This is a genomic window from Vibrio sp. A1-b2 (genome assembly GCF_021726015.1).
Taxonomy (GTDB): Bacteria; Pseudomonadota; Gammaproteobacteria; order Enterobacterales; family Vibrionaceae; genus Vibrio; species Vibrio diazotrophicus.
Genome location: NZ_JAKKCI010000002.1, coordinates 455,028 through 467,872, shown reverse-complemented (window position 1 = coordinate 467,872; position 12,845 = coordinate 455,028). Strand labels below are relative to the sequence as shown.

Annotated in this window: 15 protein-coding genes; 13 read left to right on the top strand and 2 right to left on the bottom strand. The window is 40.7% G+C overall.

Annotated elements, in window-relative coordinates; all coding sequences use genetic code 11:
- Position 1 precedes the first annotated feature (1 nt).
- On the bottom strand, positions 2–985 hold the full coding sequence (locus L3V23_RS06905; protein ID WP_237292119.1) for an AraC family transcriptional regulator: 984 nt from the start codon (positions 983–985) through the stop codon (positions 2–4).
- 127 nt (positions 986–1,112) lie between these two features.
- On the opposite strand from L3V23_RS06905, the gene L3V23_RS06900 reads away from it, so the two are divergent.
- From L3V23_RS06900 to L3V23_RS06840, 13 genes are all read left to right on the top strand, one after another.
- Positions 1,113–3,104, top strand: coding sequence for a TonB-dependent siderophore receptor (locus L3V23_RS06900; protein WP_237292118.1), 1,992 nt, complete (start codon positions 1,113–1,115; stop codon positions 3,102–3,104).
- Positions 3,105–3,430: 326 nt separating this feature from the next.
- Positions 3,431–4,624, top strand: a complete 1,194-nt coding sequence (locus L3V23_RS06895) for an acetate/propionate family kinase (RefSeq protein WP_102962173.1) — start codon at positions 3,431–3,433, stop codon at positions 4,622–4,624.
- Between the two features lie 465 nt (positions 4,625–5,089).
- Positions 5,090–5,755: a hypothetical protein gene (locus L3V23_RS06890; protein WP_219725626.1), complete on the top strand. Its 666-nt coding sequence runs from the start codon at positions 5,090–5,092 to the stop codon at positions 5,753–5,755.
- A gap of 366 nt (positions 5,756–6,121) precedes the next feature.
- Positions 6,122–6,502 (top strand): nuclear transport factor 2 family protein, encoded by a 381-nt coding sequence (locus L3V23_RS06885; RefSeq protein WP_102954178.1) that lies wholly within the window; start codon positions 6,122–6,124, stop codon positions 6,500–6,502.
- A 122-nt stretch (positions 6,503–6,624) separates the two neighbouring features.
- Positions 6,625–7,128 carry a peptide deformylase gene (def, locus tag L3V23_RS06880; RefSeq protein WP_237292117.1) on the top strand — a complete coding sequence of 168 codons (504 nt, stop codon included), beginning with the start codon at positions 6,625–6,627 and terminating at the stop codon, positions 7,126–7,128.
- Positions 7,129–7,220: 92 nt separating this feature from the next.
- On the top strand, positions 7,221–7,859 hold the full coding sequence (locus tag L3V23_RS06875; RefSeq protein WP_237292116.1) for a DUF2807 domain-containing protein: 639 nt from the start codon (positions 7,221–7,223) through the stop codon (positions 7,857–7,859).
- A complete protein-coding gene (locus tag L3V23_RS06870; RefSeq protein WP_102954180.1) occupies positions 7,825–7,989 on the top strand; it encodes a DUF3265 domain-containing protein in 165 nt (54 codons plus the stop codon). The genes L3V23_RS06875 and L3V23_RS06870 overlap by 35 nt, the downstream gene beginning before the upstream one ends.
- A 22-nt stretch (positions 7,990–8,011) precedes the next feature.
- Positions 8,012–8,542, top strand: a complete 531-nt coding sequence (locus L3V23_RS06865; RefSeq protein WP_237292115.1) for a GNAT family N-acetyltransferase — start codon at positions 8,012–8,014, stop codon at positions 8,540–8,542.
- Between the two features lie 80 nt (positions 8,543–8,622).
- Positions 8,623–9,126 carry a GNAT family N-acetyltransferase gene (locus L3V23_RS06860; RefSeq protein ID WP_102965710.1) on the top strand — a complete coding sequence of 168 codons (504 nt, stop codon included), beginning with the start codon at positions 8,623–8,625 and terminating at the stop codon, positions 9,124–9,126.
- 38 nt (positions 9,127–9,164) lie between these two features.
- Entirely contained in the window at positions 9,165–9,734 is a 570-nt protein-coding gene (locus tag L3V23_RS06855) for a flavodoxin family protein (RefSeq protein WP_102965711.1), read from the top strand.
- A gap of 372 nt (positions 9,735–10,106) precedes the next feature.
- A complete protein-coding gene (locus L3V23_RS06850; RefSeq protein WP_102965712.1) occupies positions 10,107–10,730 on the top strand; it encodes a LysE family translocator in 624 nt (207 codons plus the stop codon).
- Between the two features lie 416 nt (positions 10,731–11,146).
- A complete protein-coding gene (locus L3V23_RS06845; protein WP_102965713.1) occupies positions 11,147–11,503 on the top strand; it encodes a MerR family transcriptional regulator in 357 nt (118 codons plus the stop codon).
- Positions 11,504–11,561: 58 nt separating this feature from the next.
- Positions 11,562–11,939, top strand: coding sequence for a carboxymuconolactone decarboxylase family protein (locus L3V23_RS06840; protein WP_102965714.1), 378 nt, complete (start codon positions 11,562–11,564; stop codon positions 11,937–11,939).
- Between the two features lie 67 nt (positions 11,940–12,006).
- Here the strand turns inward: L3V23_RS06840 and L3V23_RS06835 are convergent, their stop codons facing one another.
- Complete coding sequence (locus L3V23_RS06835) at positions 12,007–12,834, bottom strand: TrmB family transcriptional regulator (RefSeq protein WP_102962169.1); 828 nt, start codon at positions 12,832–12,834, stop codon at positions 12,007–12,009.
- Positions 12,835–12,845 lie beyond the last annotated feature (11 nt).

Sequence of the window (12,845 nt, the reverse complement as noted above, 5' to 3'; positions counted from 1 at the left end):
TCTATTCTGTCTTATTTTGCATAAAAGCCTGCGGTGATTCACCAAAGGCTTTCTTAAATGCCGCTGAAAAGTTTGACGGATGATGATAACCCGCCTCATACGCGGCCTCGGTAATGCTGCAATACCCTTTTCCCAAGTGCTTTCGAGCGATATGCAAACGGCGGTCACGAGTATAGTTTGCTACTGTCATACCAAGTTGCTGTTTAAACTTGCTTTGTAAGCTCGAAACACTCATCGCCATGTGTTGAGCCAGCTTTTCTAGCCGGATATCTTCTGATAGGTGTTGTTCAATGTAATGTATCGCTTTGCCGATAGAATCATTATAGGTGGAACAGCAAGCAGGGGATTCCGCAGTGGGTTTATCAGCGAGCTGTTCAATACACATCTGAATCAATGAAAAACTTCTGGCTTCAAGCTGAATATAGTCGTTGAGTGTTTTGGGTGCAGACAGGGAAAGCACCTTCTTTGTTGCCTCAAGCATCTCTCCGGTAAAGTTCACCATTGCTGCTGCTTTATGGGTGGAGACAAACTGGCTTGCAGGGCATGCCTCTTTGATTCGGTTTGCTATCCATTGCGGTGATATGACTAAGTTGAGTTTTACGATGTGGCTTCCTTTGACTAAGCGTCGATGGAAGTTACAAGGTTGCGCCAAATTGACGATAAGAGCTTGAGGCTCAGCACTGGCATCTAAGGTGAACTCTAAATCGTCGTAACCAAATTGCAGGTTTCCTTCTATGAGCAAGGTCATGATAGTCGAAGCTTCACTGGTACAAACAACCTGCGAGTCTTGTAACTCATAGCTGGCTCCGCCGTGAAGGGAAAATATGCCTTCACAGGTATGGCTGATAAATTCTCCTCGCGCTAGCGAGAGCGGAGAATTCTTACGTTGTGTCACTATGGTTTGTTGTTCGCTATCTCTAATCTTCTGAGTCAGAACGACTTTTGTTCCGGGCTGGCTTTTTGCGGTTACATTCGTTTCCATCATCAAATCTCATAACTGTTATGCGATTTTGCATAAGCTATTCAGGTTCCTACTTTACGGTATACATATTAACATTATTGATAACGATTATCATTTGTATTTTATGCATAAGTGAAAGGAACTAAAGGATATGTATCCGAATAAGAAGTCAGTGGTATGTTTGGCGATTACTTCTGTGTTGAGCGGAGGAGTATTCGCCCAGCAGGAAGAGACTCAGCAAGAACAGGTTGTTGTCTGGGGCACAAAAGTCTCGAGTAATTCGGAATCTCTAACGACCGATGATCTGTCGGTTAAACAAGCGGATCATATGTCCGACTTGTTGCGCGATATTCCCGGTGTCGATGTTGGCGGAACTCATTCGGTAAACCAACGTATCAATATTCGTGGTTTGGGTGAAAGTGACCTAGATATCCGTTTAGACGGCGCTTCTCAACATGCGAACATGTTCCACCATATTGGCAGCCTGACTTTAAACCCTGATATTCTCAAATCAGCAGATATCCATGTGGGTAACAACTCAGTGGTCTCTGGCGGTCTAGGTGGTGCTGTTTATTTCGAAACCAAAAACGCCAAAGATCTGCTTCGCTATGACGAGTCATTTGGTGCACGAGTATTTGCAGGTTATGCGTCCAACGCAAACCAGCAGGGGTCTGTGACCGTTTATGGTCAATTAAGCGATAAGGTTGATGCCATGATCTATGGGCAGCAAATATCGCGTGACAACTTTGAAGATGGCAAAGGTGATGAAACCATCGGAGCGGATGGAGATATTTACAACGTGCTGGGTAAAATAGGTTTTGAACCTGCGTTGGGGCATCGATTCCAGCTTTCCTATGATGTGTACCGCGACAAAGGTGATTACAGCCCTCGTCCAGATATGGCTGGTAGCGCCAACCTTACATTAACGGGTGATGAGCTCGTACCGACGAAGTACGATCGCGACACTATCACTGGCTCTTATGAACTGGACACCGAACATCACAAAGGAAAAATCACGCTGTATAGCAGTGAAACAGAAATTGATCGTGATGAATCTGTGATTACCAGCCGCTGGGCTACGGTACGTCATTCAAGAAACACCGCAACCAACAGAAATATTGGTGCAAACATAAAGTTCCAATCTGATTACCAAGTCGCAAGCCTAAATAACCAAGTGACCTATGGCGCAGACTATATTGACCAAACGAGTGAGAGTGCCTACGGTGGCTCCAAATTTATGGAAGAGTCGGCAATATCAACAGCCTTGTTTGCGGAAAATAAACTCTATGTGACAGATGCTTGGTCTGTTACTGCAGGGTTGCGTTTTGACGATTTTGAGCGCAAAGCAGTAACTTCTGACAACAGCTTTGATGATGTGACTTGGTCTTTAGGAACCGAGTGGGATGTAACCAAAGACTGGACTTTATTTGTCAATGCTCGTTCTTTGTTCAAAGGACCTGAGTTATTGGAAACCTTTGTGAGATATCAGGATGTGGCGTACTTAGCGGATGATATTAAAGCGGAAACGGGCTTGAATACTCAAGCAGGTGTAAGGTTCGACAAGAAATTGAACGATCACTTCTTGGGCATGAACATTACGTTATTTAAGACGCAAATTGATGACTACATCTCAACAGATTGGGACAACGCTACCAGTACTTATAGCATCCGCAATGCAGGTGATATGGAAATCAAAGGTCTGGAGGTAAGCGCGACATACGCTTACGACATGTTTAGCTCCAAGCTATCTTATGCGCGCTCTGAAGCGAATGATGTCACGAATGGTGGCCCAATGCCTGATTCATATGGTTCAAGCGCTGACATGGGCGATAGCTTTGCTCTTACTTTAGGTTATCAAGCAGATTCGATTGACACTATGTTCGGTTGGACGTCGATTGTTGTTCTTGATGAAGATAACGTGATGGCTGGCGCGGACATCAAACAAGGCTACGACGTACACAACATGCACGCACAGTGGATCCCTCATCAAATCCCCGATTTAATCGTAACTGTGGGTATCGAAAACATCTTTGATGAGCTTTACGTCTCTCACGCATCACGTCTGGGAACAGCGCGTGGCGCGACCACGGATGATTATGAACCTGGAAGAAGCTATAAGATTTCGGCGGCTTATCAGTTCTAACGACGTCCTACCACTTAAGTACTAAATGTAACTAATAGCATATCGACTTAAGTGCACTAACAAAACAATAGGCTAGGTAATTCAACCGCTTACAAGTAATTGTAGGCGGTTTTTCCGTTTTGTAGTTGATAGCTGGTGTAAAGCGCAGAATAAATATTTCATAACTCGAAAGAAATGAATTTTTGCTAGAGATCAATAAAAAACGCGAGAGTTGCATTAAAAAATTAAAACAAAGTTGAAAGATTCAAAAATTATTGAATAATGGGTGTAAGCAAACACACGAAGCATTAGCTTCATACTCATTGTCGGATACAGGAAAGAGCCCCATGTCGAACTCGTATGTGTTGGTTATCAACTCTGGTAGCTCCTCACTAAAATTTGCAGTCATTGATTCAAGTAGCGGTGAAGCGTTAGTTACAGGTTTAGGGGAATGCTTTGGCCTTCCTGAAGCAGTTCTTGGTTGGAAATATCAGGGAGAGAAAACTGAAGAGGCGATTACTGCTCCGGACAATCATCACCAACACGCCATTAATCGTATTGTAGGTTTGATGGAAAGCTTGGGATTTACGAAAGACTTGGTTGCAGTAGGTCATCGTATCGTTCATGGAGGTGAGAAATTCACTTCAACGGTTCGCATCGATGATGAAGTACTGACTGAAATTGAAAACTTGTCGGATCTAGCACCGCTCCACAACCCGGCAGGCGCAAAAGGCATTCGTGCTGCAATTCAAGCTTTCCCAAGCCTTCCTCAATTTGCTGTATTCGACACCGCTTTCCACCAAACAATGCCGCAAAAAGCATTCACTGGTGCAATTTCTCATGAACTGTATGAGAAATACGGTATTCGTCGATACGGCTTCCACGGCACTAGCCATTACTTTGTAAGCCGTGAAGCAGCAAAAATGCTGGATAAATCGATTGATGAATCAAACTTCATCACGGTTCACCTTGGTAACGGTGCATCTGTGTGTGCGATTCGTAATGGTAAATCAGTCGATACATCAATGGGCTTCACCCCACTAGCTGGCCTAATGATGGGTACGCGCTCAGGCGACCTTGACCCAGGCATTATCGAGTTCCTGTTGAAGAAAGGCTGGACTCAAGAAGAAGTCTTCAACACGCTGAACAAGAAATCAGGTTTCTTAGGTGTGTCTGGTTTAACTTCTGACGCTCGTGGCATTTTAGAAGCAATGGCGAAGGGCCATGAAGGTGCGAAACTCGCATTTGAAGTGTTCACTTACCGCGTAGCTAAGTACATCGGTTCATACCTGATCCCATTAGACAGCTTAGATGCAATCATCTTCACAGGTGGTATCGGTGAGAACTCACTGGATATTCGTCGCGAGATCTTAAGCAATCTTAAACTACTAGGCTTTGTTGAAGACGCGAAGGGCAATGAAGCGGCTCGTTTTGGTAACGCAGGTGTCATCGGTAAGTCTGAACTGCTAAATGCAGTAGCGATGGTGGTTCCGACCAACGAAGAATTTGTTATTGCTCAACAGTCGGTTGAATTGCTGTAGTAACAATCAAACCATATTGTTAAAAGCGAGCTCAGTGCTCGCTTTTTTGTTCTTTATGTTGGATAGACCCTCGCTAAGCCGCGTATGGCGACACACCAATTACCAACTTCACTGACTTCTGCAATGCCCCTAAGTTAGCAATGTTAAATGTTTTAGAGTTAAACTTATTGACGCTAAAAGAGCGAGCTTCCTCCTACTAGAATTTATCGATAGATTTTTAAATTGCTCAAATCCATAGACCATCAAATTTTTCCTAATCTTAATTTATCTTGCAAGGAGGCCTAGAGAGTGTTAGAAATTTTCTCTATGAACAGATTTTACCTAAACTCAAAAACCACCACTACGACCATGAGGTTTCTCAGGGGGTAGTTATTTGCGTCGATAAAAAACCTCTGAGTGAGTCATCGCCAGAGGTTTTTTTGTATCTAGGCTTTGTATTTCACTCAGAATAAACTGGAGTAAAATATGAAAACACATCGCAAAATCGCAGAGCAACGAGACTTATTCCATTCAGAGCAGATGATGTTCAGAATAGATCATCTTATGGTTGAAGTGGATGACCCGTTTGAGGTTGCTAATGACGTATCTGAGAAATTAGGCTTGCCATTTGCGTGGCCTTTGACTGAGAAAGAAGAATACACAAGTGTTGGCGTAAACTTTGGCTCCATAAATATTGAGTTTATCAATTTTAGAGTTAGATTTGGTATTGATGATACGACCTTCAAAGGTTTTAGCGGTATCGCGTTTAAAACTACCAAGTCTTTAGATGAATCCATAGATATACTAACTTCTGGAAAGCTCTGCTACAGGATAGGGGAACAATGCGGTGCGCATACTACTATTACTGTTGAAGAAAAGCAGGTTTTCCCCACTGTATTTATAGTCAAGTATCACTTTGACACCTGCGGTTGGGAACAGCGTTTAAGCGAAGAGTTTGCAAAGTGCTTGGGCGGCAAGTTCAATATCGGAAAGTTCAAATCTATATCAATTGCCAACAGTATAGGCGCTAACTTGAAAGACATGTTTGGTATAGCTGTAGGCAATAAGAACCAAATATTCTTTGAATCAACAACTAGCGAACGTACCATTATCTCTGACTTAATCCCAAATTTAGAAATAGTAATAGCCTAACAAAAGTCTAAGCCTTCAACATACTTTCCTAGTCCGACAGAAGCGCCTTAGAGCCTGAGGTCTAAGGCGCTTCTGTCCAGATGTATCAGACCGATCATGGCAAACACACGTTTTCTCCATCCCAAGCTAGACAGAGAGCATTGACGACTTTCTATCGCTAGTTCTTGACCTACTTTTTTTAATAGCAGATTATGAATCTAGTTGTACATTTGGAGTTATACAGACATGAACTGCAATTTTTCGGATTCAGAATGAAAGAAATCTGTGAGGGCAGTGTGTTACATGGCAGGCGTCTGTATTTTCAGAAAATATTATAAAGACAACGTCTGCAGAATAGACACTGTTAAACAGTAAAAAGGAGCTACGGTGGAAAATAGCAGGGAAATCCAAATTCTCGAAGCTGAAGAATTATTGTGTAAAGCAATGCTTGAATCCGACACAGTTGCCTTGGACAAGTTGTTGTCATCTAATTTAATTTTTACTAATCATTTAGGTCAGGTTCTCGGCAAAAAAGACGATTTAGATGCGCATAAATCAGGTTTACTGCACATATCTGATATTTCGGTCGATGAGCAGCAGATCAAATTACAAACGGATACGGCAGTTGTGTTTGCTAAGGTAACAATCTGCGGCAATTATGATGGTAATCCTGCAAACGGGACATTTCGGTTCACTCGAGTTTGGCAAAATATTGAAGGTAATCACTGGGAAGTAATAGCGGCCCATTCGAGTGTAATTACTGTTTAACAATGCGCAGCAGCAGACACAGTTTAGTTGGGCGAGCGCTGTTTAGAGTCAAATACTCGCTGGTGCAATGGCTAGCTGCTGCTGTGCTAGGCCTTTGAGCTTCAGAGAATTAAAAGGTAAATATGGCAGTTTTAGAAATTATCACAGTTCCAGATCCGAGGCTGAAGGTGAAAGCGGAAAAGGTGCAGGATACTTCATCGGTACAAACGTTGATCGACGATATGTTGGAAACATTGTATGCAACGGACAATGGTATCGGTTTGGCTGCAACTCAGGTTGGCCGTAAGGAAGCCGTTGTTATTATCGACCTGTCAGAAAGTCGAGACGAACCATTAATTTTGGTTAATCCTGAGGTGGTCTCTGGTTTAGACAAAGCCCTAGGTCAAGAAGGATGCCTGTCAGTGCCCGATTATTATGCAGATGTGGAGCGTTTTACATCAGTTGTGGTATCTGCGTTAGATCGTGAGGGTAAGCCCTTTACAATTGAAAGTGATGATTTTTTAGCTATCGTAATGCAGCACGAAATTGATCATTTGTCGGGTAACTTGTTTATTGACTATCTTTCGCCACTTAAGCGTCAGATAGCGATGAAAAAGGTCAAGAAATACATTAGAGCTCATTCTTAGCCACGCTCACAACAAGGCGTTCAAGTCAGACAGTAAACCTGTGGCGGTTTTGGTTCAACTTGGCTAGTCGTTATATTTTTAGGGAAAAATGGATGAACATAAAAAATATCAGTTTCTTATCTGTATGTTTGATAAATGGTTCTTTGGCTTTTGCTAATGAGAACATAGTTGAAACTTTAGTTCCTGCATGCGATTACACTAGTTTGACCATTAACGTCCCTTCAACAGTTAAACTGGTTGCTAGTGGTGACTCGTCTGGCCGCGTGAAAGGTATCAATAAAGAACTGGATGCATTGAAATACACCTGTTTTAACGGCAAGTTTGAAATTAACACTAAAGATGCTGTTGTAATAGAAGAAGGCTTAATCTTTGAGTTAGCCAACGGTTCAGTGTCTAGTCTAACTTTAAATGGTGCGCAAACGGTCGACATTACAAATTTGGCGGCTAAAAGTTTTACTCTTGTAGTAAATGGAGCTGGTACAGCAAATTTGTTTGGAAGAGTTGACGATTTCGATGTTGCCCTAAATGGTGCAGCTCAAGTGGAAGCTACATTGCTAGAGTCTCAAACGGGCAAAATCAAAGTTAATGGTTCAGGCTTAGTTCGACTAAATGTTTCTTCCGAACTAATGGGGAAAGTAAATGGTTCAGGTCGTATTGAGTATTTAGGGATTCCACAAACCATTGATAAAAAAATAAATGGCAGTGGCTCGATATCAACAATACTGGAGTAACCAAAAATATAACAAGGCGTTCAAGTGGGATTTATGCCGCGTGGCATTTTTGGTATGCGGTGATTTTGGTGGTGAAAGTGATTTGCGGAAGCTTGGTTTATGCGGCGTTCACCCCACAACACGGCGTTAGCTATCTAAATCATGAGGTATAAGTGAGTTTGGAAACGGAATTCAATATAAGAGAAGCAACATTAAAAGATGTTTCAGCAATATCGGTTTTAGGTCGTAACACATATAGAGAACACTTTGCCGATATTTGGCATGACATTGATAGTTTTTTAAATGCTGATTTTTCAAATGATGCAATTAAATCGTGTATCAATTCACCATTAAGTCACCGCTATCTGCTAGCCCTTAGAAACAATACACTGATCGGTTTTGCCAAATTAAATATAAATTCCGAGCTGAATGGTATGGGCAAACCATGCATTGAATTGCAAAAAATCTATCTAAAAAAGGATAGTGTTGGCAATAATCTAGGTTCAGGGCTAATCGAGCGTGTAATGGAACTTGCATCAGAACTCGATAGCAAATACGTGTGGCTGGATGTGTTAAAAAACAACGTGCAAGCCCAAAAATTCTATCAACGACATCAATTTAGAATAGTTGATGAAATACCTTATAAAACTGACAGGTACGAGATAGGAATGTTTGTTATGGTCAAGAGATTAAAAGATAGCTAACAAGTCGCTTCAGTTGACAAAATAATTGTCCCGCATTGTGCAACTTAGCTCAGCGTTATGTGCTTGGAGGAAAAATAGCAATGTTGAAATTTGTACCGGCCCACAATACTGATTCGAAACTGATCTTGAAATACATTAGAGATTTGGCTACTAGCGAAAACTTTCCTTTTCCAATTTCTGTTTCACTATCGGATATTAAGACTAACTTACTAGGTAAAGATGCTGCAGCAAAAGCCGTTATTTTTTATCTAGATGAGAAGCCATGTGGATTTGCTGTTTATTACTTTACATTTTCAACTACAACCGGAAAGCGAGGCCTGCATCTGGATGATTTATATGTTGAACCGAAGTGTCAAGGAAGGGGAATTGGCAAGAAAGCACTCGCGTATCTGGCTCAAATAGCTAGAGAACAAGATTGTGCCCGGTTTGAGTGGTGGGCACTTAAAACAAATGACTCTGCAATTAAGTTTTATTTGAATGTAGGAGCTCAAAAATTAGATGAAATCTCAGTATTTCGGTTAAATCAACCTCAAATTGAGAAGTTACTAGAAGATAACAAACCAACGCGCGCGACACACGCGTGATTGAAGCGTTATGTTTTTAAGATGAAAAGGGAAATCCGTTGAAGATTGCATTAGTTTACTTTACTCATACAGATGTCACTGGAAAGTTAGCAAAATCAATAATTAAGGGTATAAAAGAAGAAGCCGAAGACATAGAAATACTTGAGCATAAAATCAGTGGTAAGGAAATAGTAGAAGGGAGGTTTGTAAATCCTTTGCTGTTTGACAGTCTTCTTACATGTGATGCCATTATAATGGGTTCACCGACTTATATGGGCGGTGTTGCTGCCCAGTTCAAGGCATTCGCAGATGCAAGTAGTGAGTATTGGAGCGAGCAATTGTGGGCAAATAAAGTAGCAGCAGGCTTTACTAGTGGTAGTGCTTTAAATGGCGACCAGTCTAGTACTCTAAACTACTTAATCACCCTAGCTAACCAACACGGGATGTATTGGGTTGGCTTGGATCTCGCACATGGCTACAAAGATCTCGGATTAAATCGGCTTGGTTGCCAACTTGGGGTTGTCTCTCAGTCTTCGGATGGTAACGTGCACAGCATTGATGATCTCTCAGCACAGTATTTAGGTAAACGCGTTGCTAGTGTCGTTGCTAAACTGACATCCAAAACATAACAACGCTTTAAGGCGGATTCGTAAAGTTTGGCGTTGAACTAGAAGATGCTTTAAGGCTTTCCGAGCAAACTGACTGCTAAAACATTGATACAAAATTTTCTTATTGTTGAAAAGCCTGTGCCTAAATTCAAGCTGTCAGCGTTCCAGATCGCGAGGTCTCATAGCGTCAAATTGACCAAATTTTAGTAATGTTTCACTTTCTCTATCTTATTGTTGGTAGCTGTTCAGATATTCAATCTAACTGACCATTAGTTTCACCAACAAATTGCTTATCCGTTGAAATTACGATGGAAAGAGAACATTATTAGGGTATAAAAAACAATCAAAACTTGTTCGAATAGAGTTATTTTCTCATCATGGAGAGAAGAGAATATGTCAATACATATCTGGTTAACATTTGTACTTACAGCAAGCCTTATTCTTATTATTCCAGGACCTACAATTATTTATGTTGTAGGACAGTCGTTGAAATATGGTCATAAAGCTAGTGTACCTTTATCTATTGGCGTTATATTAGGTGATGCTATGTGCATAATCTTGTCATTACTTGGATTGAGTACATTTTTATCCATTTTTTCTACAGCATTTATTGTAATAAAGTACTTAGGTGCTACATATTTGATATATCTTGGAATAAAAATGTTTATGGCAAGTTCAAATATGAGTGTTCAGACAGTTGATTCTTCTGCCTATAATTCAAAAAAATTGTTCAAAGATGTCTTTTTGGTAAATGCGTTAAATCCGAAAGGAATTATATTTTATTCTGCATTTATGCCTCAATTTGTAATCACACCAAATAATATTGCCTATCAGTTTTCCATTTTAGCAATAACTTTTTTATGTCTCGCTTTGATAAATGTTACTTTTTACTCATTATTAGCATCTAAAGCCAGCAAACTATTTAGATCTGAGAAATTCACTAAAGCTTTTAATTTTACAGGTGGTTTATGCTTGATATTTGCTGGCTTATACACCGCAACAGTTAAGAAAAACTGATGATAGATTCGGAGAGCTATAAGGTTTCAAGATGCTTTTTCTAATATGTAGCGCCTGAAAAAATTTGGCCACTCAGATGTGATCAAGCAATCTAGGTGTAATATTAGGAAATTAAGAATCTCCTATGGCTTGTAAGTCACAAATGTCCAAATCCTCGTTGGTAGGTGCGATACTAATAGAAACCCAACCAACGAAGAATTTGTTATTGCTCAACAGTCGGTTGAATTGCTGTAAGAACAATTAAAGCAATATTGCTAAAAGCGAGCTTAGTGCTCGCTTTTTTTTCTTTGGGTTTGGTTAAATTATTGCGTCCTAGCATAGAGTTACGAGAACTTGGGTGTTTTCTCGGCAGTAATTATTGTCAGCAGTTGGGCGTTGACGTTGGTCTAGCCAATTAAAGTAGAAAGGTAACAAAGATGAATATGAAAAAGTTTTCGGACCTCGTTGGGCTTTCGTCTTACACGCTTCGATACTATGAAAAAATTGGTTTACTCAAACATGTGCAAAGAAATAGCAGTGGTCACCGTGTCTACTCAAATCGGGATATTGATTGGATCAACTTTATTAAACGACTGAAAGACACGGGAATGCCATTAGAAGAAATTCAAAAATATGCGTCATTGAGAGATATAGGTGCTCAAACCAGAGTAGATCGCCAAGCACTGTTAGAGAAACACCGAGAAAAACTGAAACAACATATCCAGCAACAGGTCGAGCATCTGGACGCATTAGAAGTAAAAATTGATTTATATAAAAGTGGGAAAGTGAGTTGACTTAGAGTGAACTCTAACTAGTAAGGTGTGCTGGTAGTCATTTATAGGAGCACACAAAATGGAAAATCAGCGATTTAATTCTGGGTTAGAACAGTTATCAAAAATTGATGGTGAGGCTGGTCAAAAAGTTATAGAAAGCCTGCGTGACATATGCCCTGATTTAGCCAAATTCACCATTGAATACCCGTTTGGTGATATTTATACCCGTCAGGGCTTAGACCTAAAATCAAGAGAGATCGCGACTGTTTCTGCATTGACAGCTATGGGGAATTGTACGCCACAGCTAAAAGTACATTTGCACGCTGCCCTTAACATTGGTTGTACAGAGGAAGAGCTGAAAGAAGTAATAATACAAATGTCAGTCTATGCTGGGTTCCCAGCAGCATTAAATGGAATGTTTGCTTTTAAAGAAGTGCTATCTGAACGAAACAATTAGCAATTTAGGTCGATAGGGCAGCGTAAATTAAAGCTGCCCCTATTCTTCTATAGTTATATCTCAATCACTAAAGATCACTACTTTGATGTTCTGACTGCAAATGTACATTTAAGCGGTCATCCGTCACCATGTTGTTTTCCAATTCATGGATGGTGGCGATTCGAAAACGCTTCTCTAAAGCCAATTTTTCATATTCAGTCAGGTAAATGTCACTGTGAATGTGCTCAGCCATCATCTTGATGATTAAGCGGTTGTTTGAGAACAAGCCTTGAGTTTCCTCACGGTGGGAGAACATCATCGCTTGTTTCATGTCTACCACAAGCATAAAACGGTGAGAAGGATAGCGCTGTTCAGGATTTTCTGAGCGAGAATAGTGTTCAACTTTTGGGTGTGGTAAATCTAAGCGATTAAAAGAGAACACAATCACCCGTACTCCGCGTTCTATGGCCTGGCAGATCTCGTCTGCAATCAGTTCGAGATGAAAATCCGTATTAAGATAAACTTCCATTTGCGCCAGATTGAGCATTTCCCGAGCTTTCTGAATCAAATTTTCAAACCCTGTAACGTTATAGATAAATTCTTTTTCTTCCTGAAGCATCATGCGTGAAAGCTCTTTCTTCAGGATGTGAATGTTCTCTATCGTTTTTTTCTCAATCTGACTGAATATCAGATCCGGAGATTTGGCTTCATATTCTTTGGTATCTCCGTCGGACATAAAGATACAACCGTTCTTGTACAGGTTGTCAATCGACGAATAAACAGATGAACGAGAGAGGGAAATCTCTTTGGCTATTTTATAACCGCTGGATCGGCCATTTTTAAGCAAGTTGATATAAACCAAAGCATCAGTTTTCGTAAAGCCAAAGTCCATCAGTTTTGTTACCAGCTCGGTCACGGGAGTTCCTC